We start from the raw sequence: 24,764 nt of genomic DNA on the forward strand, positions 1-24,764 counted from the left end.
ACCTTTGTCTAGCTCTGCTATGTAGAACAAAACATGACCGCTACTTGCTGCTTTAATCCTTGCATGTGGCAGGAAAAGGCCCTGACCGCTTCTCTGCACGGCCAGATGCTCTCACCTACCTAAAAAGTGGTTTTCAATTTGTATTTATATACGCACAAAGCGGATTATGAAACTTTGTATACAAATAAGATTTTGCTTGATCTTGTATTCTCATTGAGAACAATGCTTTTGTTTCAATTTGAGCTGCGAATATAGCTGCTTTTTGCTCCTCTGTTGCATCTACCATATACTCTTTCACAATCGCAGCAACGATTCTCCATAATTCTTTTTCCTGTACGTCGTCTATCGCACGAGCTAACGTAAATAACACATCTCCAAAGTGATTTTGCAATACGGAATGAATAAACTTGTTATAAACTTCATTTCTATCATCTGTAAATACAACTGCTTCTTTCAGATTCGCAATATCTACTACCTTTCCTAATGTCTGCTTATGAATTCGCACGCCTCCTAAATCACGCACAAAAATACGTTGAATTTCTCCTCCCTTTGTAACAATAATAGAGTTTTGCATATGTCCTTCTAAAGCAATTCCATATCGTAAAACTAGCTGTAGTAAAGGAATCATAACTTTTTCAGTATAATGAGCAACATAATGAAATACCTCTTTTTTTCCAATCGTTTCTGTTTCAAAATATGCGCGCATTATATCTACAATAACGGGTTCATCTTCTTTTAATGGATTACTTGCGGTTAAACTAGCTCCAACCCATAGTAATTCTCCTTCTTTCCTATAAACATTTGGGCTTTCTCGTAAAATAAATGCGAGATTTCGGCCTAAATGAACATCATCATTTTTCGTAAAAGTAGCCCCAACTCGTTCACGAACAACAACTACTGACTGCGATAACTCTTTCTCATTTGCGTAAATCGTATCAAACAGTGAAGAAAGAATGGGTCCGTTTATCGTTATTTCTGGTGATACCGTTCTGACCGCACTCGTAGCTTGCGCGCGTACTGGAAGCTTTACATGGTATGGCAATTCTAGTAGATTCATCGTTCGAAATGAAAGCGTCGCCCGGGACGAAAGTTGATAAGGAATTGGAATAATACGTCCTTCCTCCAAATCCTTCTCATACTCTTTGATTAGTACATGTTCATATTGCCACGGATGAACAAGAAATGGATAATAATCCCCCATTTGTTTTCTTTGATTTGTTAATGTTTCATATGCTGTTTCATATAAGTCTGGCAGAACTTCATATAATAATGTTTTTTCAAAACCATCTCCTGTAACTGTTATTGCATCTTTATGAACAAGTAATACATATAGCGGAACAATCTGTTCAAATTCAGGTGCATAGCGCTTTACTTCTTCTTTCGATAAACCAAGTTTCGTCTTTGTTGAAGGGTGCAGTGGATGTCCTTCAATTACTAATGACTCTGTATATAATAATTCATCAAATGACGTACATCTTTTTAATTCTTCGAAAAATTGATATAGATTATTTGGTTTGTATTTCGCAAAAAACATCATGTTTGTTTCAAGCTGTTGTTTTACCCATTCTTGTTTTTGCTCCCATGCCTCATAGGCCATTTCCAAGTTCTCAACGCTGTTCTGTAATTCATTTTGCAAAGCATCTGAAACATGAAGCTGAAAGAATGGTGCTACTTCCTCAAAAAACGATTGTAATGAACCAATCCACCTAACATGTCCTCTTACTTTAAAACGAAGTGGAAACGCAAATTCGTATCGTTCAAATGCTCCCTCTTGTTGCACCTCTAGTAATAATTCCGCTTCGTTCATACAATCTATAATTTCAATACCATGCTCATGCTTTAGCACAGCACAACTTTCTAATAAATTTTTTTCACGAATTAACGCATTACAAAAACGATTTAAAATACGATATTCTGCTTGTACTCGATTGAATTGTTTACTTTGAATGGACAACATTCTTCACCTTCCTGTTTTGTTTTTTCACTTTTATATATTGAAATACAAATGGAATAATACATAAAATCCCCATCATCACAAATGTTTCGGAAATACCCACATATTCAATTGCATAACTTACTACAATCGAACCGAGCGGAATCATTCCTCGGTCCATTAATACAACACTAAGCATGAGGCCTCGTTCTTCTTCACGAACATTATTTTGAAAATAGACACGGTTACTAGAGCGTAACAACTGTCCAAAAAGGCCGATAGAGAATAATAGTATAAAAAACGTAAACGTATTACTAATAACAAGAAGCGCTATACTAATGGAAAACAAAAGTAAACTCATGTAATAAATCTTAATTTCTGAAATATACTCTAGTATTCTAGGAAGAATAATCGTTGCTATAATTGCCCCAATTGCTGCCGCAGACATCGCAATGCCGAACACTTCCGCTTTTCCTGTAAATTGATGAGAAACAAGTACAGGCAATACAGACGTATACGAAAAGCCAAAAGCCATTGTAATCATCGATGCCATAAAAATATTTCTTCCCATAGTATCATGAGAAAAATATTGAACAATTTGTTCCCAGCTTGCTTTTTTCTTTTCTTTTCGTTTTTTCATCGTTCGATCTTTCATCGGTAATACGAGAATGAATGCAATAAGTGAACAAACTGCCTGCATCATAAATGTCAGCTCAATATGTCCTCCTGCAATCAAAAAACCAGCAACAGCTGGCCCTGTTGAGCGGCAAACATTCATCACAAATGAATTCATAGATATCAATTTACTAATTTGCTGGTTCGTATCAATATCTGAAAGAATCGTATTTCGATTTGGTGTTTCTAATGCACTAATTATTCCTCTCACAAATGAGAAAAGAAGAAAAATAAAAAAAGAAGGAGTAATAAACACAACATAAATAGCAAGTACTGTTGTAACCACTAATCCCCAAAATGAATAGGACTTCATTAACTTAATACGTGGATACAAATCACAAAGCTTCCCTGCATATACACTAAACAATGCAATAGGAATCAGCCGTACAAAGTTGATCCATCCTAAATATGTGGCACTATGATACAAGTCATAGACGTACCAATTGATTGCAGTCATTCCAAGCCAATTCCCCATAAATAAGAAAAATGAACTACTAAAAAATAGTTTGCGAATAAAAACCACCCCGAAATTTTTTGTTGCATTTTCACATGCACTCTTTATAATTGATATTGATTATCATTATCCCTATAAAATAATATAAAATATTCTTTTTTATCTGTAAAGATAGAAAAATTTGAGAAAGGTGGTTTCTATGCAACTCAATACAATTCAAAAATTAGAATTAGAGGAACAAAACTTGCTTTCTTTTTTACAACAACATCACGCACCACTACATGAAGCCTATCAACAAATGATTCCAAAAGGACGAGCTGGTATACTTGAACGATTACTATCTTCCTTCATACGTGAAAATATATGTAACATGACTGAGACTGGGATTTTGTTTCGCAAACAAAAAGGGATGTTTGCTTCATTTTCAAAGCAGCGTTGCCCAGACTATTTACTAGATTATATAAATACTCATACTCATCAATTTAACGAGTTTTCAATGATACAAGGACTATATTTCAAGAAGCAAAACGCATACCTGCTTATACCTATTCGACACATATATGCTTTTGAACGACCAGTTATAAGTGGACCGTATATTCTTATATCACCATCTAAAGAAAAAGAAATTACGCATCCGAATGAAGTATTGACATTGCTAATGCAAGAAGATTGGCAAGGACCTCCTTCCTATTTTCGTATGTTTGAAGACGATGTTACAAATAGTGCTGCTAATTTAGCTCTTGCTTATACATTTCATGAACAAAATGAGAATACTTCAACGCTACAAGCTGCTTCTCAGGCACGAGATTCCTATGCCTTTTTTGAACAACTCGTTATTGAAGGGCACCCTTGTCATCCTGGTACCAAAATGAGAAAGGGTTTAAGCCCGGAAGAAACATTGGCTTATTCAGCAGAGTTTAAAAATACCATTCCACTCTGCTTTGTAGCTGTACACAAAAATTACATAAGCTCAGCTTTTATGGAAGAACAAAACTGGAATGCAGTATTATGCTCTTTCGAACCTGCACTTCAAGTAGAAGCCGAACTGAAACTTGGTGATAAGATAGACGACTATATACTATTACCAATTCATCCATGGCAAGCTACTCATACGTTACGTGAAATTTACAGTGTTGAACTTGAAAAACAAATAATTATTTTGTTAGATTATAAAGCGAAATATTTAGCCGGCATGTCATTTCGTACTATATTTCCTGCACAATATGATACGATTAGACCAAATTATAAACTAACAACAAATATTCATTTAACTGGGGAAGTACGAACATTATCAGAACAAACGATTCATAACGGACCAATTATGAGCAACATTTTAAAACAAATTGTTACGCAAGATACAATGATTGATGAAAATCGCTTTGTTCCAATTATGGAGCGAGCTGGTGCTCATTTTCTTCATCCGAATGACGTAGACGAAGAAATACAAACATTACGAAGTGAAAATCTCGCTTGCGTCATTCGTGACAATATTCATGCTTATGTGAATCATGATGAATGGGCTATTGTCGGTTCTGCCCTTGTCGCTTCTGTGCACGGTACAAATAAACCAGTCATAGTAGAACTAATTGAGCGATACAAAGAGAGCCATGACCTATCATTACAAGATGCGATTGTTCAATTTATAGAGAAATATGTAACGAATGCTCTTACTGGTTTTATTCCGCTCATGGTTAAATACGGCATCGGTTTAGAAGGTCACCTCCAAAACACAGTTCCTGTCTTTAAAAAAGATGGTACACCGGACCGGCTACTCGTACGTGATTGGGAAGGTATTCGCGTTCACCGCAACCGCTTACAAAACGCAGGGTTTGATCTGAACATGTTTCATCATAAATCAAGAATTCTAGTAGATGATGAGAAAAGTATGCGGAATAAAGTGTTTTACTCTGTCATGCAAAATCACTTTGGCGAGTTATTTTTACATATAAGTCAGGTCTATGAATTAGATGAACAAATGCTATGGAATATAGTAAAACGAGTCTTACACAATATTTTTGTAGATTTACAAGAAGATCCTAACTACAAAGAGTGTGTACTATCTGACTATGCTGTCTTTTTTGCGGGTAAAGTAGATTATAAAGCTTTAACTCTTATGCGTATGATGGGAGAAGCTCATGCTTATTTTTATGTAAAAGTTAAAAATCCATTATGTAATTGAAATATATAAATGACATACCCCCCTTTTCTTTTAGAGGAAGACGAGAGCATCTGGCCGTGCATAGAAGCGGTCAGGGCTCTTTCCTGCCACATGCGAGGTTTAAACAAAGGGAGGAAGCAAGTGCAGGTCATGTTTTATTCTGCATAGCAGCGATTTATATGGATAAATTGTAAAACCAGTTGTGAAGATGAGCCATAAATTAAGATGAGCTCAGTTTCGGGCTCATCTTTTTCTTTATGATTTTAATTTTTCATATGCATACGGTTTCTATTTTTCTACTTTATTTATTTTTACAAGTGGAAATACCATGCAATCTCCTCCATTATGTTGTGATTGTAAATTTATGCTTGCTGTTGCTTTGGAATCATGTTTGTACAAATCAATGCTAATAACTTTAATAAACGAACAAAAAGAAAAAACCTGTTTTGAAAAAAGTTTAATCAAAACAGGCTCTTAAAATATTCTAATGTATTACTCTTTTATAAAAAATTCAATTATTTTTTGTTCAACTGAAGCACTCGTTAATTGAACAAAATTTTGTCATTCTATTGATCAACATTGTACTGATGCCTTAACTAATAGCCATTACTATAAAATGATGACTCTTAGTTATTTTTTCGGGGAACTTATTTCGGACAAATCTCCAAAAATATAATTCATCTGTTTCTTTATACATTTCCACCCCTAATTTTTCTAATACCCGGTGCGATGGAATATTATCTTTATCAGTATCAGCAATAACGTACATAACACCCGTCTGATTTAACAACCATTTTTTCATAGTATTAATTGTTTCCGTCATATAGCCGTTTCCTTGATATTCAGGAAGAGTATAGTAACCAATTACTACTTCACCATTTTCATTTGGAAGACCTTTTAACATGATTCCCCCAACATTACAGTTTTTATCTTTCGACACAATTAACCAATTGGTATACCATATATAATTTTCCTCATCAACTAACAGCTTTGAAAGCCTTGTTTCCATAGCTTGTTTAAGCTCTAGGCTAAGAAATTTATTTGATTCACTTAAAGATAACCTTAGTTCCATTTTCTTTGGATTATCAATTAGTAATTTCAGATTTTCTGCACTCAGAGGAATTAGTCTTAATCTTTCAGTATTTAATTCAATCATTATTACACTCCTATCATAATTTGTACGCCATTTTAAATAGGCAAAAACAAATTTTAAAATAGGTATATGTTATTGGCAGCTACCCCCACTATATGTAATCCTAAATAAAGAAAGCATCACACTTTGCAATCCATTATTACAGGTTACTTAAGTTTACCATTCCAGAAATATCCTGTAAATCATTTCAAGTAACCTATACCGTTAGTTCAATAAGAAAAAAATTAAAGCAACTTATTCGCAAGTACCATTACAAACCATTTTAAATACAAATCTATTTAACTATGAAAAAGCAAGTCAAGCTGCTGGGTGGATAAAAGAATTAAATAGTGAACATACACCTGAGACAGACGAGTATAATATTTCATCATTTGTATACCACCGAAAACGTCCGTTCCACCCGGAAAGATTGTTGAAATGGCTTGAAAACTGGCCACTTGACATTGTAAGAGCAAAAGGTTTCTTTTGGCTTGCTTCTCGCAATAATATCATCGGGCTTCTCTCTCAGGCTGGCATCCAAGGAGCTGGTGAATGAGTTGCAGCTACTTCAAAAGAAGAACAACAGCAACTCATCGCAGAAGAGCCTGACATTTTAAACCACTGGGATGACACATACAGGGACCAAATTACAGAATTAGTCTTTATCCGTATTGACATGAACAAAGAAGAAATAGCACAATCTTTAGACCACTGTTTATTAACTGAACAAGAAATGTATGAAGAGTGGGACATATTCCATGACCCTATCCCTTCATTTACGACTGCTTATTAAAAAACTCCCCTTTCTCCGCACAACGCTGAGAAAGGGGAGTTCATAAATACAGCTTTCTTTATCTCTTACCAATAGCAAACCGTATCTATCATCTTGAATTCTTCTAAAAAGGAGAATACTGAATAAACTATATATCCATTTTATTTTTTCGCCATATAAGTCGCTGCTATGCAGAATCCAACATGACCGCTACTTGCTCTCTCCCGCTTAAAAAGAAAAAGGGTTTTTATGTCGATTCTTTAATTTATATTTATATAAGCTGGCACCCCTTCATATTTTAAAAGATCCTGATATTCTTTTTCCAATTCATCCAAAGTTAATTCGTACAACTGCTTATTTAATACTTTATATATCCCTACATCAATTAACTTCTCAATCAATAGTTTCTTCCTTTTTTCTACAGCATAACGAAGCCCATAACTCATTCTTTTTCCAAACTCCTTTCGACACTATACTGCATGAACGTTTTGTGGCCACATTATATATATGTATGATGGTAAATAAAAAAAGATTCCACCTTATAAACAGGATTTGTAAGAAAGGTATCTACATCAATAAAAACTTTCTCAAACTTATCTTTTAGTTAATCTAATATACTATTTATAAAGTTACTATTTATATAATTTTATAAATAGTATTTTCAAGTCTAACTATCAATTTCTTGTATTAAGAGAGGATGAAAAGAATGTGTGGTATTGCAGGTTGGGTTGATTGGTTGAAGGATATTTCAAATGAACGTCCGATTCTTGAAAAAATGGCGAATAGTATTGAACATCGAGGTCCTGATGCAGAAGGTTATTGGTTTTCTACACATGCGGCCTTCGCTCATCGGAGATTAATTGTAATTGATCCACAAGGTGGTTCTCAGCCAAAAACATATCAAGCTGGAGATTATACGTATGCAATTACGTATAATGGAGAAATTTATAACTTTCGTGAACTTCGAGAAATATTAAAACAACATGGTCATACATTTTACACTCATTCTGATACAGAAGTATTATTACATGCGTATTTACAATGGCACGAAGAATGTGTTCAACATCTAAATGGGATTTTTGCTTTTGCAATTTGGGATGAACAAAAGCAGCAATTATTTATGGCACGCGATCATTTAGGAGTGAAACCACTATTCTATATACAGCAAGGCAGTAGTATCATTTTCGGTTCAGAATTAAAAGTTCTTCTCTCCCACCCTGCTGTTCAAACGGAAATAGATACAGATGGCCTAAATGAAATATTTGGGTTACATTTATTTCGCACACCTGGATGTGGAGTATTTAAGCATATACAAGAAGTACGTGCAGGTCATTATCTAACTTGTACACGTAACAAAACCGAAGTAAAAAGATATTGGACACTGGAAAGCAAAATACACACAGAGGATCCAGATACAACAGCAGCACATATTCGTAGTATTCTACAAGATACAGTAAAAAGGCAATTAATCGCCGATGTTCCTCTCGTATGTATGTTGTCAGGTGGTTTAGATTCAAGCGGTATTACAGCATTAGCTAGAAAAGAATTCCAAAAAGATAACAAAATTTTAAACACATATTCTATTGATTTTGTGAACAGTGCCCAAGACTTTGAACTTACGTTTTCTCGTACAGGATTAGACGCCCCGTGGATAAATCGGGTATCAGAATATGTCGGCACAAACCATCATGACATTATTGTAGATGCAAATAAACTAGTAAGTCATTTATTTGTGCCTCTACGCGCACGTGATTTACCAGGTGCTGGTGAAATGGAAACTTCACTTTATTTACTATTTCAGGAAATGAAAAAAGATGCCACAGTTGCATTATCTGGGGAATCGGCAGATGAAGTATTTGGGGGATATCCTTGGTTTCATCAGGAAGAATTCCTATCTATCAATACATTTCCTTGGCTCTATAGTATGAACAATGCATCAAACTTACTATTAGAAGATGTAAAACACCAATTAAACACAGATTCCTATATACAACAGCGATTTCAAGAAGCTGTTGCAGAAGTACCAAGTCTACCAGGCGAGGACTACAAATCTGCCAGACAGCGGCAAATGTTCTATTTATTTTTAACACGTTTCCTACCATTTCTACTGGATCGTAAAGATCGAATGAGTATGAATGTTGGCTTTGAAGTACGAGTACCGTTTTGTGATTACAGACTTGTCGAATATTTATGGAACGTACCATTCCATATAAAAAGCATTGATAACATCGAAAAAGGGATTTTACGAAGAGCATTTAAAGATATTTTACCTGATGATGTTCGAAATAGAAGAAAGAGTGCCTATCCTACTTCACAAGATCCAAATTATTTACAAATGATTCGTAACTTAACACTTGAAATGTTATCTGATCATAATGCACCTATCTTTAGTCTCGTTGATAAAACAAAATTACGAACCATTGCCGAAGGAAAAAGTTTTCATATTGATGAACTTCAAGTTAGAAGTATCATGGAATATATGCTTCAAGTAAATGAATGGCTAAAGATATACCATATTAAACTATAAAAAGAATGACAATCATTATATATAGCTAGACTTAAAACACTTAAAACAAAGGAAGCAAGCGAATACAGGTAACATTTTATTCTGTATAGCAGTGACTTATATGTCGAAAAATGAAAATAGCTTTATATAAATCCTACTTTCACCTCAATATCAGCCCCTCCTAAGATTGTAAAGAATCAAAAAAATCTAGGCGGGGGCTTACAGTTCATAAAATCCATAGCCCCTCATCCTACTATTTAGTAATAAGAGAGATAGTAATACTTATCCTTATAAGGAAATATTTTAATAATCAACATATTCTTACAAATACAATCTACCCGCCCACATCCACAGTCCAACCTATAATTGCAGCACTATTTGTTTCTTTCCAAGCATTCATCTTTTCCAGTATATATCTAACATTAAGCAACGAATGATATAAGAAATGTTCCTCTTTAAACATTCGTTCGCCACATGCGATGATTTTATCTGTTGCTACCACAATATGATTTGTTCCTTTCTGTAATTCACGAACACCTGATGTAAAGCAAGGCGTTGCTGCTGCAAAAACATTTCGTCTACCAATTCGCTCATAAAACCGTTGCTCATTTAAACGGCCCTGTTTACATTGTTGTAACTCTGGATGGAATAAATAAATGAAGCACTCTCCTACCGACAACCAATACACGAGCTGATCTTTCCGAAGACAAATGAGACAATCTGTTTTCCCTCGCATCTTCTCACTTTCTTCAATAAATGTTTCATCTGTAAATAGAGATAATAAATACATATGTGTATGATGAAAAACTAAATGGTTTGGATATGAAAATAGTTGTAGTAATTTCTCTTTTCTTTCACAAATTATATTTATAATAAACTGCGCTCTTTCAATTGTATGCTCTGCATCAAAAATCATCACAAATTCCCATGTACCATGTGGATCACACCAAGCAAGGACAGCTTCCTCATTTTCAACTGCACTTCCCTCTGAATTCCCGCCATATAATCCGATAGAAAGAGGACCTAGCTCTTCAACATGAATTTCATTTAAATACGCTTTTTTATCACTAATCCATTTAAAGGTATGTACAGCCTTCATCCCCATCCCTCGTTTCATTGTGATTATAAGATAAGCTTATATTATCTACTAAAAAAAAGATACTTTTCCAAAGAAAAATTTCACAAATAGAACTATATATATCTTTACAAACGATTATATCGTATAATACGATATAAAAAAGGAGTTGTAATTATGCTAATAAATAAACATTGGGAAACAATTTATTTTTATCTTCGTCATGAATATGAAGAAAATTTAACTCACCAAGCTATTCGTATTTTACAAATGATTTCTCGACAAGAAGCACAAACCATTAGTACTATCGCAGCAAAACTACATCTCTCACATAACACGGCTTCTGAACATATTAAACGATTAATTCAAAAAGAGTTTGTAATAAAGGAGCGTAGTCAACAAGATGAACGAGTTGTAATTGTAAAGCTAACAGAAAAAGGACAGCAAGCATTAGCTACACACACACTGCTCGATGAGACAAAACTAAAAAAAGTAGAAGAGAAATTATCTGAAGAAGAAAAAAAGCTGATTCAATCTGCATTCGAATTATTAGCAAAGGAGGCATATGATGTCTTTTCTCATTAAAGTAATCGTCTCTGCACTTATTATTGGAGGCGTTACAGAGATTGCCAAGCACTATAGTACACTTGGCGGCTTCATTGCCGCACTTCCGTTAATTAGTTTGCTTAGTTTATTTTGGATTTCTGTTGAGGGAGGTTCTAGGGAAAAATTAAGTGATTTTGCACTTGGCGTGTTATATGGATTTCCTGCATCAGCCTTGCTATTATTCATTGTATATTTAGGGCTTCGCAACTCATTTTCACTTAGCACTTCTATTCTATTCGGTATAGGAGTATGGGGAATATTATTAGCTTGTCAGAGGTTTTTTCAAACTTAAGGGGGGCGTTATTTTGATTACACAAGTAGATGTTTTCGGAAAAAAAGTTGAAGTGCTAATTACAGGAGAAGGTACGCAAACTGTTGTGATTCAAACCGGTATGTTTTGCTCCTTTTATAATTGGATTGAAGTTGCAAATGAACTTTCTCCATACTACAAAGTTGTTTTGTTTCATCGTCCTGGCTACGGAGCAAGTGAATTAAGTGAGGAAGAGCGGACAACTGAGCAAACCGCTTATGAATTACGAGAATTGCTACGTGTTTTACACATTCAACAACCAATTATTTTAGTCGGCCATTCTTATGGCGGCTTATGCGTACAACATTTTACTATGCTCTATCCAGAACAAGTTACTTCACTTGTTCTCGTAGATTCAACCTCTATGAATCTGCACCGCTTAGATGAACTCGACTTACCTACATTAGATGAGACAGATTCAGATGAAAAATGGATTGAAAAATGTTTATACTATGCCGATTTAGACACCGCTCAATTACAACAGGAAGTATTCCCAAAACTAACAACCGCACAAACTACATTACTTGCTGAAATACAAAAGCTATTGTTATCTTTTCCAATCTCTCCAGCCCTTTATAAAGCCGTTTCTTCGGAAATCATTCATTGGAAAGATTGTGCTCAAAAGATGAAGAATATGCAACCATTCCCTAACATACCATTAATAATTATTGAAAGAGATGCCCATCATTCTATCCAACAAGCTATTCAAGATGGTATTCCTTATGAAGAAGCGGTAGCCCTAGAAACTGTGTGGCAAGAACTTATTCATGAACAAACTACACTTTCAAAACAAAGCCAACTTATTACTGCTGCTAAATCTGGGCACTCCATTGAGAGAGACCGACCAGACATTATAATAGAAGCAATAAAAAATCTACATAACTTGTAAAAAGAAGAGGAAAGCAATAGAATCACTGCTTTCCTCTTCTTTTTATTCAAAGTTTTCTTCTAACTCTTCTACATCATAAAACAAGTTCCCAGTACTTACATGAATAGGACCGTTTGCGACATCAACACGTAATACCCACGCCCATGGCACAGATAATCTTTCATGCAATGCCCGCCAGAAAGCCATTGATTTTCTTTCATATTCTTCAAATTCTTCTAGCATCTCTTTATAGGAGGCACCGTCTAATTGAATATTAGCTTCCATTAAACGTGAAAAGGCATAATGTTTTAGTTCTAGTTCTGCAGCAATTTCCATTTCTTCAGGTGTTGCCATACCAATAATCGTTCCGTCAGGTGGTAAAATCTCATATACATTATGAACTTCCACAACTTCTTCTGGCATGGATGAAAATCGATTGTTTTTCTCGAACATATGAACAGCCTCCTTTTATTAAAAGCTTTTATATTCCAGCCATTTATTTCTATGGCTGCTGTATAATCTCCTGCTCTTTTCGTTAATCTTCACACATTCTTTACAAAGTCTTCTTTCCAAATTTGATTTACTTGAACAAGTTGATTTTCTGTAAATGTCAGTTTATATATGTCAGGCATTTGTAACCCCTTCCAAAATAAAAAATCATATTTGGAATCGAAATAATTCATGATAAGGACCATAATATTTCCATGTGTTCCTATAACAATATTTTTTCCTTTATATTTCTCCAAGATTCTCATTATACAAGAAACCCCGCGCTCCTGAGCAATAATGTTCGATTCTCCACCTTCTATATGAAACAAAGGATTTTCCCATACTTTTGTAATAGCTTGCTCAAAATCTTGAACAGGCTCCAAGCTTAATAAACGCTCTCTTACATCTTCCTCTAATTCAATTGGTAATTGAAAATGTTTGGCAACCCCTTCTACTGTTTGAATAGCTCTCTTATATGGACTAGCAATTACAACATCTATAGATTCATTTTTCAATACTTCTGTCACTCTCTCTGCGGCTTGCCAACCTTCCTCAGATAACGGTCTTTCCCTCTCATCGGGTGTATATGTAGAATGCGCGTGCCGTACAAAATAAATAGTAGTCATTCCCCTGTCCCCTTTACCTTATTTATTATGGATCCATTTTGATTTTTCAACATATAAGTCGCTGCTAGGCAGAATACAACATGACCTGTACTCGCTTGCTCCCTTTGTTTTAAAGCAGGAAAAGGCCCTGAACACCTCTATGCACGGCCAGATGCTCTCGTCCCCCCTAAAAGAAAAGGGGTTTTTATGTCATTTTTTAACTTGTATATATAGGTTTAATTATCAAGTAATATCATACTTTACTTAGCAAAAAGCATGATGTTTGATTGAAACACCATGCCCTTTCTGTTTACATAATAAAATTATGAACTTTTAATTATTCTAAAAAATGCTGCGGATAATAGATTTTGTAAAAATTATTTTCCGTGATGTAACATGAAATCACTTACTTCTTCTTCAATATGGTTTAGCTTCGCAATTCCTTTTTTCCATTTCCGAATATAATGTGTTACGCCTATAATGAAAGAAACAAAAAGAGAAGAAAGAATAACTCCATATACAACACTAACCGTACTCATTCCGACACTTCCTTGTAATTGGATTATGATATTAGTATACTCCTTTTTTTCTCCAAATGTAGGAAGTTCATATTTTTGTAACAATGACTGTTCATTTTTAAGACATAGACACTCCCTCTTGATGGCTAATATCCTTCCATTGCCTCGTTCCAAAGAAAACAACAACAAACAGCCCAATTGTTGATATAAAAATAACAATGTATGCTGGTATATAGTCTAAAAGCACACCATACAAAAGCGTTCCAAGTGGGACAATTGCTGTTGCAATCGTTTCAATTAACCCAAATACACGTCCTAAATATTCAGGTGCTGTCGTTTTTTGAACATATACTTGCATTGGAACATTAATTGCGATTAAATTCACCCCAAAAAGAATCATAAGGGTAATGTAATATATGAAAATCATTGTATTAGATAATGAAAGAAACATTGGCAATCCAATGCAAAACAATAAGGCTGATAATATAAAAAGGTTCCTGCGAATCGTCTGAAACTTATTTGTTGTCTCTGCTCGAACGGATAAAAGAATAGAAGCAATTAGCATTCCAACCGCAAACATTCCTTCTATGATTCCAAATTGCTGAGAGGAAAGTGCTAATTTTTGAACAATAATATACGGAAGTGAGACCGTAACTGCACAAAAAAAGAAATTAATCCAAAGTGAAAGTTTCAACATCGAAAATATATCACTTTGCTCTTTCACATATATAAAACCTTCTTTTATGCTCGTTAAAAAATGACCCTTCTCTTCTTTTTTATTTGCTTTATACAAATCAAAAACCATAAATACTTCTACAATTGCCGCAAGAGCAAATGTAATACCATTCAGTAAAAAAAAGAATTTTATAGAAAATAAGCCGTATACAAGACCACCAATAACCGGTCCTAAAATGGTTGCAAGCGATGTAGCTGTTTGATTTAATGAATTTGCTTTTTGAATACGTGTTGTATCAACTAGAGATGGAATTGACGATGTTAAAGCGATAGAGAAAAAACTTGCACATATCGATAACAGTGCTGCGGATACATAGATGAAGATTAATGAAAGTTCAAATGAAGTTGAAAGTAAAAACATGGTGAACATAATAAGAGCACTTAATATATCAGCTCCAACAGCAAGCTTCTTTCGGCTAACTCGGTCTGCTGCTGCCCCGGCAATTGGCCCACAAATTAAACGCGGAACAGCACCACAAACAAGTGTAATCGCAAATCCCATACCAGACCCTGTCGTTTTTAAAACATATAGCCCCATTGCGAACGTATAAATATTTGCTCCAAGCATTGATGATAATTTTCCAATCATCATCAAAACAATATTTCGCTTTGCAATTTTCAATCGTGTATCATCTTGATTTTTTAATACACCCTCCATACACTCACTCTCCCCTTAAAAGTTAAATTGTGTTAAACTTATTATATAATTAATTTTCAAAATTTAGCAATAAAAAGTTTAATCACATTTAACTTTTATATAAAAGGAGGAGTTCTATGACTACTCTCGGAGAAAAAATACGGACATTACGAAAAGAAAAGAAACTCACCCAATCTGAACTTGCTGGGACAGAACTAACAAAAAGCATGCTCAGTCAAATTGAAAATGGTAAAGCAACTCCTTCTATGAAAACGTTGCATTATCTCGCTGACAAACTCGGCTGCGATGCAAGCTTTTTGTTAGAAGAAGACGCGAATGAACTTGCTACTCTTGTACAAGAGATGGAACAACATATACAAGATTTGCGTTTTAAAGAGGTATATGAAATCCTTCATCCTATTGTGCATGATGCACTACCGTCTACATTGAACACTGCACGTTTATATAAACAATATGCAAAAGTAAAAACTTATACTGGAAACTACGATGTACAAACGTATATCGAGAAAGCCATCATCATTTTTGAAAAATATGCTTTATATCGGGAAAGTACCGAAACAAAACTTATCTCCTACTACTCATTGTTTCGACAAAAACAATATAATGAATGCTTACAATTGATTCATTCTATTCGTGACGAATATAATGGAAAACATTTAGAAATGGATTTAATTATGCAAATTGAGCTTTTTTGGTATGAAGCTATTCTTTTATTAGCACTTGGGAATTATGAGGAATGTAAAGCTATCCTTTTACAAACACTTCATTTTTCTAAAAAAAATCAGGTGTACTATAAAATGGATGAGTTTTATCGTATTTTATCTTTTCAAGCTATATTTGTTAAAGATACAGAAGGATATTTACACAATTTAGAGAAATCAAAGCAATTTGCCATCTTTACAGAAAATAATTTGTCATTAACCACCCTTCATCTATTAGAAGGTTATTTTCATAATACAATCACGAAACAATATGAAATAGCACTTTCTCATGTTGAAACATATGGAAGAGAGCTTATTATAAAGCTAGAGCCCGAAAAAAACGGCTTCTATTATCTTGAAAAAGGAAAAGCATTATATGGTTTAGGCCGTTATCACGAAGCATTACATGAGCTCAACCAAGTGACAATCCCTACTTATACGCATCATCCAATAGACCTAGCGTTACTGACTACAGCTGGCTCTTTTCGTGCATTATGCTATATGCACCTGGAAAATACAGAACAAGCACTGTATGAAGCAAAACAAGCACACAATGCTATGCGAGATTACCATGCTCCGATGTTCTCTTCTTTCACTGAAGAAACATTACAAATGATTCAAAAACTGTGAACTCTCTACTAATTGGTATATTATCCCTTGTTTTTAGGGAAAATAATAGTACAAGAAAACTTCCATCTTGATGATTTACCAATCGGATATAGAGAGGAGTTTGAAAATGAACATTCAAAGAGCAAAAGAAATTTCAGAATCAATGGAACAAACAAATGTAACATTTCAAGGCATGTCTGTTATGATTCAACATGTCGATGAAACAAATGAAACTGCGCGCATATACGAGGCAACAAATCCAAATCGTGAACTTACCGTTCCCATTAACAGCTTAGAGGAAATATGAAAACTCCCACTTCATTTTATTTTGAAGTGGGAGTTCTTTTATCACTTGCAGGCAATTCCCCCGCTTAAGAAACTGTCTTATTGCCTATGTAAACACAAAAAGTGACATAAAAACCCCTTTCTTTTTAGGATGGACAAGAACATCTGGCCGCGCCTAGAAGCGGTCAGGGCCTTTTCCTGCCACATGCGATGTTTAAAACAAAGAGAGAAAATAGCGGTCATGTTGTATTCTGCATGGTAGCGACTTATATATCGGGAAATTAAAATGGACTTATATGCTTCTCTTTCTTATTTAATATTACACTTACTACGGTAAATGAAATTAGTATTTAATTTAGACAAAAATGACACACTATTCAGATTTCGTGATAAACTAAAAAGAAAAAATTTATAGTAAGGGGGAAACACAATGAACAAAGCTCCATACTATGCCGTCATTTTCACTTCTCAACTATCATCTGAAACTGACGATTACGAAATCGTAGCAGATGAAATGGTAAAACTAGCAGCGCAGCAACCCGGATTTATCGATGTTGAAAGCGTTCGTAATGAAGCTGGATTTGGTATTACTATTTCATATTGGGAATCGCTTGAAGCAATCAAGCAGTGGAAAGAACACGCCTCCCATACCATCGCCAGAAAAAGAGGAAGAGAACAATGGTATGAACAGTTTCATACAAGAATTTGTCTCGTTGAAAGAGAGTATCGTATTGCAAAAGGAGAGTCTTAATCTATGAAACAGAAAACTGCTCTTCTTCTTCTACATGAAATATACGGAATCAATCAACATATGGAACATGTCATTCATACACTTTCCTCTGCGACTATAGACGTTATTTGTCCGAATTTATTACAGCGCTCCTCTCCCTTTCATTACGATAAGGAATCAGAAGCATATTTACATTTTATGAAGAACGTTGGATTTCAACAGGGAAAACAACAAATTGAAGATATGCTCGCTGAACTCCGAAATAACTATACGTATGTAGGAGTTCTCGGATTTAGCGTTGGCGCAACAATTGCTTGGTTATGTAGTGAAGATTCTAGAATTGATTTTGTTATTGGTTGCTATGGTTCACGCATTCGTGATTACACAAATATTGTACCGAAATGCAAGGCGCTTTTATTATTCCCAGCAAACGAAACTAGTTTTTCAGTTTCTACTTTGATTGAGAGTTTACAAAGTAAAGGCCATCCCCTTCTAAATATAAAACAGTTTAACGGAGAGCATGGATTTCTTGATCCATTTTCTACAACATACAACGAGGAAGCTGCGAATCAAGGGTATGAGATGATACGTTCTTTTCTTCAAAACATAACAGAGAAGTAGCACCTACTCCTCTGTTATGTTTATTTTAACCCCACGTTTTTTGAAGTTCATATACCTTCCATTTATAGTTCATAAATGTGTAGTATTCTTGAATTACAACATATTCCTTCGTATCCGTTTTAACAACATAAGTATGATCACCTTTATATATAACGCTCTTTACGTTTTTACTTTCAAATTCATCTTTTAATTCTTTTTCTTGCAAAATCCCTTCTGCATGAACACGATTTAAAACATTGTAGGGTGAAAAAACAGAGATTCCAAGCAGAATCAAAATTGTTACAACACTAGTAATACAAATTATTTTAAACTTTTTCATTTTTGCCCTTTCAACATAAAATAGTTTTTATCTATCGTTATCTTCCCCTTCATCCGTGCGTTCTTCCCTATCTTCCTGCTCTTTATGAAACTCCACACGCGATTGTGCGCTAATGGAATCAAATGGCGTGTAGTAAATTTGAGGTGTCACTTTTTGAACACGCATTTTATATACAGTAAATCCTATTACAACACAGAGAAAAAGCATAAACATAACAACTCCGCTTGCTAAAATAAGCATGGCATCCTCCCTTAGTAATCGTTATACTACAAAGTTCGATATAATATGAAATACTCCTCTTTGTGAACTACATCGCCATTAAAATGGTGAGCTTCAAGTTCTACGCTACGAACTGTTGTCCGTTAAACGTATACACATTTGGCGTGTCCAACACCACTACTGATTGAACATTTAGCTCTTTCAGATACCTTTTACAGATGTTAATGGCTCCATTTACATCTGCATTGATAACCGTTTTACATTCTTCGCAAACATAAAGACCTCTATGTCTACGATTACCTTTTTTTGCATGTTCCTTTGAAGGAATGGGTTTACAGATTGAGCAAACCTGAGAAGTATAATCTTCTTTGATTATTTGAACAGCTATTCCTTTTTCTTCTGCTTTATAAGTAATCATTTGAACCATTTTCAAAAATGGAAGAGCATGAAATTTTTGATTGTTCTTCTTCCCTAAGTTAGCTTTTTCGCGAATCCCTGAAATATCGCCGATCACAATGGTCTCGACTCCTTGTTGTACTGCTATGTCAATTACTCTCTTTGTCATACAATGCAAGATATGAAACGTCTGAGCTCTCTTTTTCTTATATAACTGAAGGACTCTCTTAGATTTTTTCGGATATTCGATTCCTTTAACTGATTGTTGAGCGTCTGAAATAGCTTGATAATGAGCTATTTTCTTATGAAAATACCGTTCAACAGACAGCCATTGGCGACCAGAAATGATGTGTGAATGTCCTCGATAATCATAACAAGTAAGGGCATTCGCGACCCCGATATCTATCGCCATACATTTATCACTTTTTTCGTAAACCGAACAATTTGGATATTCTTGAGCTAGTATAATCTTGTACTCTCCATCAGATATGAGCTTCACTTCCACGGTTTTAATAACACCTAGTTTGATATGAGTAGGAACGGGAATATAGATAAACTTCTTTTTAATGTTATACTTTTCTTTTAAATAAGCCTTTTGTTGTGCTGGGATCGAGAGCCGAAGATTTTTCCCATCTAGACAAAACCCATTATTCAAAAACTTGACATTCACGTTTTTTTGCTTAAAGCGTGGAGGCTTTGGGCTTTCAATCCCTCCTGACTTTTTTAATTCAAAAAACGATACCCACGCTTCTTGAAGAACTTTTAAAACTTCCTGTGCTGACTGCGAGGGCAAATTTTTGTACCAAAAATGTTTTTTTAGTCTCTTTTTCTGATCATACCAATCAGGAAAAGGAGCATTAGACTCCTTATTCCAGTTCATTTTTTCATAGTTTGCGACATTCCATAACTTTCTTGCTGCATACCCCAACTGAATTAAAATCCGATCTACTTCGTTATTCGGCTTGAATATAAAATAAGATGCACGAATCACATGACTCACCCACCTTTCGATTGTTTTGCAATATACTTTTTAATCGCTTCTTCGTTTATAGAACCAACCGTTTCAATATAGAACCTACGATTCTATAAATTCAATTTCCATGATTCCCCTTTAACTTTAGGGAATTCCAAAAACAATTTTCGCCCTGAGATTCCTTTTAACATTTTAACAATATAAGAGGGAGCCACTTTAGGATGGGTTGAAGCAAATACATGAACATGGTCTTGTTCGCCAACCTCCATCATGACGACTTCAAACCCTTTTTCATTGACAAATTCCTGAAAAAGCTCCTTCAGATACTGTTCAATTTTTCCTGTTAGCAGCTTTCTTCGATATTTGACCGACCAAACGATATGATAGTTAACGTTATAAACACAAGTTCTCGCATGTTTAAGATTTGAATTATTTTCCATACATATAGCATAAAATAATTTCTAAATATTATCAATAATTCAAATCATCAAGTATAGTACATATAGTGTGTAGATAACACAAAGAAGGCAGTCATTCATCTCCCCATTGAAATGCGGAGATGAATGACCGCTTTATCCTAAAAACTGAAACCTCTATTAAAGAGAAGGTTCTCTATTAAACTGAAAAAAAGAAACGCAACAAAAACACCACAATGACTCCCGTTAATACAGCCCCAAGTAAACTCCGTGTGAAAATCGCAACAAGAAACGTTGGAATAGCTGCTATTACATAATCTATTTTTATCGTTTCATGCATAAATAACGTTTGTGCCAACAATGCTGCTAATATTGCAATTGGAATATGACCCAGCCATTTCAATCCCCATTCTGGAATTTCTACTTTACTTAATACAAGTAGTGGTACGACTCTCGGAAGAAATGTGACAATTGCAGATCCGAGCACAACAAGTAACAAATCCCATCTTACTTCCATTTTTCAATCACCATCCCAATTGTTGCTGCTGCAAGTGTGGCAATAATAACAGCTACGCTATTTGATGCAAAGAAATGAGCACCATATGCAATGATCATTGATGCAATTGCAACACAAAGATGAACAAATAGCTCCGGACGACTGCTCACAAGTTGTAAAACAAACAAGCCGATGAACATCGCTGGAATTGCATAATCCATCCCGTATGTATGCGGATCTGGTATCCAGTCTCCCAAAATACCACCAATGATATTTGCTGCTACCCAATTTATATAACCTGTCATATTTAAACCGAGCATCCATTTTTCACTTACATATTGTTTTCCTGTTACATGCTGGGCTGCAACACCAAATGTTTCATCTGTAAGTTGCGAACCAATCACTATGTTTTTCCAAACCGATACTTTTTTTAAATAGGGAGCTAATGCTGCGCTCATTAAAAAATGTCTTAAATTCACAAAAAAAACTGTAAAAATAATAGTAGAAGCTGGTGCACCTGCTACAAACATTCCAGCCATAATAAACTGCGCTGAACCTGCATAAATCAGCAACGAAATAAGCGCAATTTCTGTTAATGAAAATCCAGCTGTTTTTTCAATAACACCTGATGCTACTCCGATACTTAAATAACCAAGAACTGTCGGCAAACAGTCTTTCACGCCTTGCATAAACGTGTCATCTTGCGCCTGCAAAACTGTTGCTCGCTCCACCTCAATCCCTCCTTCAAAATCGCATCCTTCCACTTCCCGGCACCTATCTAGATTTACTAATCCTTAACACTGACTTTAGTCGTTATAATTATACCTACTAATATAAAAAAAGAACCTAACACAGTCAAGAACATTCTGAATATTCAACAAAATGAGGCGGCTTTTATAGTCTTAATCCATTTTAATCTTTCGATATATAAGTCGCTACTATGCAGAATACACCATGTAATTCGCACTTGCTTTCTCCTTTTGTTTTAAACCTTGCATGTGGTAGGAAAAAGCACTGACCGTTTCTATGCGCGGCCAGAGGCTCTCGTCCCTGCTAAAAAGACAGAGGTTTTTAGCTTATATATAAAGATTGTCCCATTTTCATATACTAACAGCCCTTCTTAATTTGCAGCATCGTATTCCCATTCTTTTGAAACTCATATGGGACCTGTACTTCTTCTACTTCGCATCCGTTGTTTCGTAAATTTCCTATAAGCTCGTCTAAAAACTCATATCGTTCACCCTTTAAATCGATACATGGGAAAATTCTAATTTCTTGTTTCGCAACGCGGAGCAATTCTGTAATCGTATCAACATGGAACTTATAATCGAAGCGATCACCATACATAAATAGAAAATGTGCTGATAAAACTATATCAAATTCTTCATCTTGAAAAGGCAAATTAGGTAACGTAGCATACACATACTTCTCTTGATTATGTTTCATGTCCGTTCTGCAAACTTGAAGTGCTTCTAAACGGTGCTTCCGTAAATCTTCTACACTAGAAAAATAATTCCATATGTAATTGTCTTTTGCTTTTTCCATATGTTCCATCGTATGTATTACATCTTGTAATCCTTTTTCATATAAAGCTTCCCCATCAAATTGATATACAACATCACAAGCTGTTACATCTCCGCCTTTTGCATTTGCGACTGCAGTAAATGAACAAGCACCAGCTGGGCAATCTAGTATTTTCTTATTTTGTATGTCCTCATCACATAATTGGAACATATCACAATACTCTTCAAACGTACGGCCAATAAATACAACTCTTTCAATATCTAATTTCATTTTCTTCACTCCCCTTCCTTATTTTAACATAAGAAAAACTATAATAATATTACATTCAATTCCAAATAACCCCTGAAATTATTTAATATAAATTTGACACATTCTACTTTCGTATTAAGATTAATATATATGGAGGGGAATTTATATGGAATATAATATTTTAAAAGTTATTGCACTAGCAGAAAAACTAAAATATGAAATGCGGCACAGTTGGCTTTCTAACGGCCGTCAAGAGAGTGTAGCAGAGCATACATGGCGTATGTCACTCATGGCTATCCTCGTTCATCCTTATTTAGATAAAAAAGTGAATATCGAAAAGTTACTTAAGATGGTAATTATCCACGATTTAGTCGAAGCTGAAGCTGGTGATATCCCTGCATTCGATACAATGAATAGTGAAGAATTACAACGAAAAAAACAAGAAAACGAACAACAAGCAATCCTAAATATTAAACATACATTGTCAGGTCCACTTGGGGAAGAATTATATGAACTATGGATGGAGTTTGAAGAAAAAGAAACTTATGAAGCAAAAGTAGCAAATGCTTTAGATAAGCTAGAAGTAAAAATCCAACATAATGAAGCAGACATCGATACGTGGCTTCCTATTGAACATAAAATGACATTCCAAGTTGCCCAGCATACAGATTTTGATTCATTCTTATCAAAGTTACAAAAGATTATTGAGAAAGAAGGAGAACAAAAATTAATTGCTGCTGGGATCGATGTTGAGGCTTGTAAGCAGTAATATTCTAAATACAATTTGAAAAACTGACATAAAACCCCTTTTTTAATGATGAGACCGGAGCATCTGGCTGTGCATAGAAGCGGTCAGGGCCTTTTCCTGCCACATGCAAGGTTTAAAACAAAGGGAGAAAGCAAATAGCTATCATGTTTTATTCTGCACGGCAGTGACTTATAAAGAAAAGCGGAAGTGGCTCGCTCAGAACAAGAGGGGGATGGAGCTTCTGACATAGAGGCGCTTTTTGCCTCGGCGGAAGACGCGAAGCCACCGACTGTTCTAGCCGCTGGAGCTGGATCATAAAGAAAAGCGGAGCCGACTGTTTAGACCCGCTGTCTAAGAACCTTTCACATAGAAGGTGTTTTTTACCTTCTCGTGTGGAAGGTTCTTAGACATGGAGGCTTAGGAGGCAGAGCTAGACAAAGATGTTAAAAAATTAAAATAGATTTATATAATTCATGATTGAAAGTTACTACTAATTATATAGAAGAAACCGCATGAAAAATTCCCATCTGGTTTCTTCTATATTACTATTCTCTTCTTTCATTATGAGGTCCCGCCACATGACAACGAACCTTGTGGTAAAAGTGTTAGAAAGCGCTTACTATACTCAAACGCCATCAGAAGGCCTTATTCTACATACCGACTTAGGCACACAATATACAAGTCAAGAATTTCAAACCCTACTTACGAATTATAAAATAAAGCCCTCTTTCAGTAAGAAAGGCTGCCCGTATGATAACGCTTGTACCGAATCATTTCATGCAAATTTAAAGAAAGAAAAAGTATATCGTACAAAATATGCCACATTTGAACAAGCAAACGTAGCACTATTTCAATACATTGAGGGATGGTATAACCGCAAGAGAATTCATAGTAGTATTGGTTATAAAACTCCCCAAGCAATAGAAGATCTAGCTAAAAAAGTAGCATAGATTTAATTTTCTTGTGTCCAAAATATTGACTCAA

27 protein-coding genes and 1 pseudogene are annotated in these 24,764 nt (G+C 34.9%); 12 read left to right on the forward strand and 16 right to left on the reverse strand.

Going from position 1 to position 24,764, the window contains the following annotated elements; genetic code table 11:
- Positions 1–133 precede the first annotated feature (133 nt).
- Together ACIGHG_RS16610 and ACIGHG_RS16615 are read right to left on the reverse strand one after the other, a co-directional pair.
- Positions 134–1,957: an IucA/IucC family protein gene (locus ACIGHG_RS16610; RefSeq protein ID WP_336471740.1), complete on the reverse strand. Its 1,824-nt coding sequence runs from the start codon at positions 1,955–1,957 to the stop codon at positions 134–136.
- Positions 1,938–3,131, reverse strand: a complete 1,194-nt coding sequence (locus ACIGHG_RS16615) for an MFS transporter (RefSeq protein WP_336471739.1) — start codon at positions 3,129–3,131, stop codon at positions 1,938–1,940. Before ACIGHG_RS16615 ends, ACIGHG_RS16610 begins: the two co-directional genes overlap by 20 nt.
- A gap of 130 nt (positions 3,132–3,261) precedes the next feature.
- On the opposite strand from ACIGHG_RS16615, the gene ACIGHG_RS16620 reads away from it, so the two are divergent.
- Positions 3,262–5,241 (forward strand): IucA/IucC family protein, encoded by a 1,980-nt coding sequence (locus tag ACIGHG_RS16620; protein ID WP_396549482.1) that lies wholly within the window; start codon positions 3,262–3,264, stop codon positions 5,239–5,241.
- A gap of 571 nt (positions 5,242–5,812) precedes the next feature.
- On the opposite strand, the gene ACIGHG_RS16625 is transcribed toward ACIGHG_RS16620, so the two are convergent.
- Positions 5,813–6,376 carry a GNAT family N-acetyltransferase gene (locus ACIGHG_RS16625; protein ID WP_396549483.1) on the reverse strand — a complete coding sequence of 188 codons (564 nt, stop codon included), beginning with the start codon at positions 6,374–6,376 and terminating at the stop codon, positions 5,813–5,815.
- 208 nt (positions 6,377–6,584) lie between these two features.
- On the opposite strand from ACIGHG_RS16625, the pseudogene ACIGHG_RS16630 reads away from it, so the two are divergent.
- A pseudogene (locus ACIGHG_RS16630) lies at positions 6,585–7,145 on the forward strand (CobW family GTP-binding protein); the annotation flags it as partial.
- 239 nt (positions 7,146–7,384) lie between these two features.
- Here ACIGHG_RS16630 and ACIGHG_RS16635 read toward each other — a convergent pair.
- Positions 7,385–7,570 (reverse strand): Fur-regulated basic protein FbpA, encoded by a 186-nt coding sequence (locus tag ACIGHG_RS16635; protein WP_336471736.1) that lies wholly within the window; start codon positions 7,568–7,570, stop codon positions 7,385–7,387.
- A gap of 260 nt (positions 7,571–7,830) precedes the next feature.
- On the opposite strand from ACIGHG_RS16635, the gene asnB reads away from it, so the two are divergent.
- Entirely contained in the window at positions 7,831–9,651 is a 1,821-nt protein-coding gene (gene asnB / locus ACIGHG_RS16640; RefSeq protein WP_336471735.1) for an asparagine synthase (glutamine-hydrolyzing), read from the forward strand.
- Between the two features lie 313 nt (positions 9,652–9,964).
- On the opposite strand, the gene ACIGHG_RS16645 is transcribed toward asnB, so the two are convergent.
- Positions 9,965–10,729, reverse strand: a complete 765-nt coding sequence (locus ACIGHG_RS16645) for a hypothetical protein (protein WP_336471734.1) — start codon at positions 10,727–10,729, stop codon at positions 9,965–9,967.
- Between the two features lie 153 nt (positions 10,730–10,882).
- Here ACIGHG_RS16645 and ACIGHG_RS16650 point away from each other — a divergent pair, with 153 nt between their 5' ends.
- Genes ACIGHG_RS16650 through ACIGHG_RS16660 form a run of 3 tightly spaced genes read left to right on the forward strand, consistent with a single transcriptional unit; the run spans position 10,883 to position 12,510 of the window.
- Positions 10,883–11,290, forward strand: a complete 408-nt coding sequence (locus ACIGHG_RS16650; RefSeq protein WP_396549485.1) for a transcriptional regulator, SarA/Rot family — start codon at positions 10,883–10,885, stop codon at positions 11,288–11,290.
- Positions 11,274–11,603: a DUF3147 family protein gene (locus ACIGHG_RS16655; protein ID WP_090912289.1), complete on the forward strand. Its 330-nt coding sequence runs from the start codon at positions 11,274–11,276 to the stop codon at positions 11,601–11,603. The genes ACIGHG_RS16650 and ACIGHG_RS16655 overlap by 17 nt, the downstream gene beginning before the upstream one ends.
- Positions 11,604–11,616: 13 nt before the next feature.
- Positions 11,617–12,510 carry an alpha/beta fold hydrolase gene (locus ACIGHG_RS16660; protein WP_396549487.1) on the forward strand — a complete coding sequence of 298 codons (894 nt, stop codon included), beginning with the start codon at positions 11,617–11,619 and terminating at the stop codon, positions 12,508–12,510.
- A 42-nt stretch (positions 12,511–12,552) separates the two neighbouring features.
- On the opposite strand, the gene ACIGHG_RS16665 is transcribed toward ACIGHG_RS16660, so the two are convergent.
- The 4 genes from ACIGHG_RS16665 to ACIGHG_RS16680 all read right to left on the reverse strand — a co-directional run bounded on the left by ACIGHG_RS16665 (position 12,553) and on the right by ACIGHG_RS16680 (position 15,494).
- Complete coding sequence (locus tag ACIGHG_RS16665; protein ID WP_090912291.1) at positions 12,553–12,942, reverse strand: hypothetical protein; 390 nt, start codon at positions 12,940–12,942, stop codon at positions 12,553–12,555.
- An 89-nt stretch (positions 12,943–13,031) separates the two neighbouring features.
- Positions 13,032–13,604, reverse strand: coding sequence for a histidine phosphatase family protein (locus ACIGHG_RS16670; protein ID WP_396549489.1), 573 nt, complete (start codon positions 13,602–13,604; stop codon positions 13,032–13,034).
- Positions 13,605–13,960: 356 nt separating this feature from the next.
- The gene (locus ACIGHG_RS16675) at positions 13,961–14,122 is read right to left on the reverse strand and encodes a peptidase (protein WP_336471731.1); all 162 of its coding nucleotides are present in this window, start codon (positions 14,120–14,122) and stop codon (positions 13,961–13,963) included.
- A gap of 97 nt (positions 14,123–14,219) precedes the next feature.
- Positions 14,220–15,494 carry an MFS transporter gene (locus ACIGHG_RS16680; protein WP_396549491.1) on the reverse strand — a complete coding sequence of 425 codons (1,275 nt, stop codon included), beginning with the start codon at positions 15,492–15,494 and terminating at the stop codon, positions 14,220–14,222.
- Positions 15,495–15,610: 116 nt separating this feature from the next.
- Here ACIGHG_RS16680 and ACIGHG_RS16685 point away from each other — a divergent pair, with 116 nt between their 5' ends.
- The 4 genes from ACIGHG_RS16685 to ACIGHG_RS16700 all read left to right on the forward strand — a co-directional run bounded on the left by ACIGHG_RS16685 (position 15,611) and on the right by ACIGHG_RS16700 (position 18,440).
- Positions 15,611–16,825 carry a helix-turn-helix domain-containing protein gene (locus ACIGHG_RS16685; RefSeq protein ID WP_396549493.1) on the forward strand — a complete coding sequence of 405 codons (1,215 nt, stop codon included), beginning with the start codon at positions 15,611–15,613 and terminating at the stop codon, positions 16,823–16,825.
- A gap of 106 nt (positions 16,826–16,931) precedes the next feature.
- Entirely contained in the window at positions 16,932–17,111 is a 180-nt protein-coding gene (locus tag ACIGHG_RS16690; protein ID WP_090912300.1) for an H-type small acid-soluble spore protein, read from the forward strand.
- A 408-nt stretch (positions 17,112–17,519) separates the two neighbouring features.
- On the forward strand, positions 17,520–17,840 hold the full coding sequence (locus tag ACIGHG_RS16695; protein WP_090912302.1) for an antibiotic biosynthesis monooxygenase family protein: 321 nt from the start codon (positions 17,520–17,522) through the stop codon (positions 17,838–17,840).
- 3 nt (positions 17,841–17,843) lie between these two features.
- The gene (locus ACIGHG_RS16700) at positions 17,844–18,440 is read left to right on the forward strand and encodes a dienelactone hydrolase family protein (RefSeq protein WP_336471728.1); all 597 of its coding nucleotides are present in this window, start codon (positions 17,844–17,846) and stop codon (positions 18,438–18,440) included.
- Between the two features lie 25 nt (positions 18,441–18,465).
- Here ACIGHG_RS16700 and ACIGHG_RS16705 read toward each other — a convergent pair whose 3' ends face one another.
- From ACIGHG_RS16705 to ACIGHG_RS16735, 7 genes are all read right to left on the reverse strand, one after another.
- Positions 18,466–18,759 carry a hypothetical protein gene (locus ACIGHG_RS16705; RefSeq protein WP_090912306.1) on the reverse strand — a complete coding sequence of 98 codons (294 nt, stop codon included), beginning with the start codon at positions 18,757–18,759 and terminating at the stop codon, positions 18,466–18,468.
- Between the two features lie 27 nt (positions 18,760–18,786).
- Positions 18,787–18,999 (reverse strand): DUF3951 domain-containing protein, encoded by a 213-nt coding sequence (locus ACIGHG_RS16710; RefSeq protein WP_090912308.1) that lies wholly within the window; start codon positions 18,997–18,999, stop codon positions 18,787–18,789.
- A gap of 100 nt (positions 19,000–19,099) precedes the next feature.
- Positions 19,100–20,365 carry an RNA-guided endonuclease InsQ/TnpB family protein gene (locus ACIGHG_RS16715; protein ID WP_336471727.1) on the reverse strand — a complete coding sequence of 422 codons (1,266 nt, stop codon included), beginning with the start codon at positions 20,363–20,365 and terminating at the stop codon, positions 19,100–19,102.
- Positions 20,366–20,457: 92 nt separating this feature from the next.
- Complete coding sequence (tnpA, locus tag ACIGHG_RS16720; RefSeq protein ID WP_396549497.1) at positions 20,458–20,787, reverse strand: IS200/IS605 family transposase; 330 nt, start codon at positions 20,785–20,787, stop codon at positions 20,458–20,460.
- 175 nt (positions 20,788–20,962) lie between these two features.
- On the reverse strand, positions 20,963–21,280 hold the full coding sequence (locus tag ACIGHG_RS16725; RefSeq protein WP_336471726.1) for an AzlD domain-containing protein: 318 nt from the start codon (positions 21,278–21,280) through the stop codon (positions 20,963–20,965).
- A complete protein-coding gene (locus ACIGHG_RS16730; RefSeq protein WP_336471819.1) occupies positions 21,271–21,948 on the reverse strand; it encodes an AzlC family ABC transporter permease in 678 nt (225 codons plus the stop codon). Before ACIGHG_RS16730 ends, ACIGHG_RS16725 begins: the two co-directional genes overlap by 10 nt.
- Before the next feature lie 418 nt (positions 21,949–22,366).
- On the reverse strand, positions 22,367–23,053 hold the full coding sequence (locus ACIGHG_RS16735; protein ID WP_396549498.1) for a methyltransferase domain-containing protein: 687 nt from the start codon (positions 23,051–23,053) through the stop codon (positions 22,367–22,369).
- Positions 23,054–23,198: 145 nt separating this feature from the next.
- On the opposite strand from ACIGHG_RS16735, the gene ACIGHG_RS16740 reads away from it, so the two are divergent.
- On the forward strand, positions 23,199–23,801 hold the full coding sequence (locus ACIGHG_RS16740) for an HD domain-containing protein (RefSeq protein WP_336471724.1): 603 nt from the start codon (positions 23,199–23,201) through the stop codon (positions 23,799–23,801).
- Positions 23,802–24,307: 506 nt separating this feature from the next.
- The gene (locus ACIGHG_RS16745) at positions 24,308–24,730 is read left to right on the forward strand and encodes an integrase core domain-containing protein (protein ID WP_396549562.1); all 423 of its coding nucleotides are present in this window, start codon (positions 24,308–24,310) and stop codon (positions 24,728–24,730) included.
- The last annotated feature ends 34 nt before the right edge of the window (positions 24,731–24,764 follow it).

Origin of the sequence: Bacillus sp. NPDC077411, from assembly GCF_044543425.1 — a bacterium.
In the GTDB taxonomy this organism is placed as follows: Bacteria; Bacillota; Bacilli; order Bacillales; family Bacillaceae_G; genus Bacillus_A; species Bacillus_A bruguierae.

Excerpts from the sequence above, each read along its gene's own strand:
- ACIGHG_RS16645 (WP_336471734.1), bottom strand. The coding sequence starts at position 10,729 with ATGAAGGCTGTACATACCTTTAAATGGATTAGTGATAAAAAAGCGTAT.
- ACIGHG_RS16675 (WP_336471731.1), bottom strand. The coding sequence starts at position 14,122 with ATGAGTACGGTTAGTGTTGTATATGGAGTTATTCTTTCTTCTCTTTTT.
- ACIGHG_RS16730 (WP_336471819.1), bottom strand. The coding sequence starts at position 21,948 with ATGCAAGGCGTGAAAGACTGTTTGCCGACAGTTCTTGGTTATTTAAGT.
- ACIGHG_RS16650 (WP_396549485.1), top strand. The coding sequence starts at position 10,883 with ATGCTAATAAATAAACATTGGGAAACAATTTATTTTTATCTTCGTCAT.
- ACIGHG_RS16610 (WP_336471740.1), bottom strand. The coding sequence starts at position 1,957 with ATGTTGTCCATTCAAAGTAAACAATTCAATCGAGTACAAGCAGAATAT.
- ACIGHG_RS16710 (WP_090912308.1), bottom strand. The coding sequence starts at position 18,999 with ATGCTTATTTTAGCAAGCGGAGTTGTTATGTTTATGCTTTTTCTCTGT.
- ACIGHG_RS16700 (WP_336471728.1), top strand. The coding sequence starts at position 17,844 with ATGAAACAGAAAACTGCTCTTCTTCTTCTACATGAAATATACGGAATC.
- tnpA (WP_396549497.1), bottom strand. The coding sequence starts at position 20,787 with ATGGAAAATAATTCAAATCTTAAACATGCGAGAACTTGTGTTTATAAC.
- ACIGHG_RS16740 (WP_336471724.1), top strand. The coding sequence starts at position 23,199 with ATGGAATATAATATTTTAAAAGTTATTGCACTAGCAGAAAAACTAAAA.
- ACIGHG_RS16725 (WP_336471726.1), bottom strand. The coding sequence starts at position 21,280 with ATGGAAGTAAGATGGGATTTGTTACTTGTTGTGCTCGGATCTGCAATT.
- ACIGHG_RS16685 (WP_396549493.1), top strand. The coding sequence starts at position 15,611 with ATGACTACTCTCGGAGAAAAAATACGGACATTACGAAAAGAAAAGAAA.
- ACIGHG_RS16635 (WP_336471736.1), bottom strand. The coding sequence starts at position 7,570 with ATGAGTTATGGGCTTCGTTATGCTGTAGAAAAAAGGAAGAAACTATTG.
- ACIGHG_RS16705 (WP_090912306.1), bottom strand. The coding sequence starts at position 18,759 with ATGAAAAAGTTTAAAATAATTTGTATTACTAGTGTTGTAACAATTTTG.
- ACIGHG_RS16625 (WP_396549483.1), bottom strand. The coding sequence starts at position 6,376 with ATGATTGAATTAAATACTGAAAGATTAAGACTAATTCCTCTGAGTGCA.
- ACIGHG_RS16695 (WP_090912302.1), top strand. The coding sequence starts at position 17,520 with ATGAACAAAGCTCCATACTATGCCGTCATTTTCACTTCTCAACTATCA.
- ACIGHG_RS16655 (WP_090912289.1), top strand. The coding sequence starts at position 11,274 with ATGTCTTTTCTCATTAAAGTAATCGTCTCTGCACTTATTATTGGAGGC.
- ACIGHG_RS16620 (WP_396549482.1), top strand. The coding sequence starts at position 3,262 with ATGCAACTCAATACAATTCAAAAATTAGAATTAGAGGAACAAAACTTG.
- ACIGHG_RS16670 (WP_396549489.1), bottom strand. The coding sequence starts at position 13,604 with ATGACTACTATTTATTTTGTACGGCACGCGCATTCTACATATACACCC.
- asnB (WP_336471735.1), top strand. The coding sequence starts at position 7,831 with ATGTGTGGTATTGCAGGTTGGGTTGATTGGTTGAAGGATATTTCAAAT.
- ACIGHG_RS16690 (WP_090912300.1), top strand. The coding sequence starts at position 16,932 with ATGAACATTCAAAGAGCAAAAGAAATTTCAGAATCAATGGAACAAACA.
- ACIGHG_RS16665 (WP_090912291.1), bottom strand. The coding sequence starts at position 12,942 with ATGTTCGAGAAAAACAATCGATTTTCATCCATGCCAGAAGAAGTTGTG.
- ACIGHG_RS16680 (WP_396549491.1), bottom strand. The coding sequence starts at position 15,494 with ATGGAGGGTGTATTAAAAAATCAAGATGATACACGATTGAAAATTGCA.
- ACIGHG_RS16735 (WP_396549498.1), bottom strand. The coding sequence starts at position 23,053 with ATGAAATTAGATATTGAAAGAGTTGTATTTATTGGCCGTACGTTTGAA.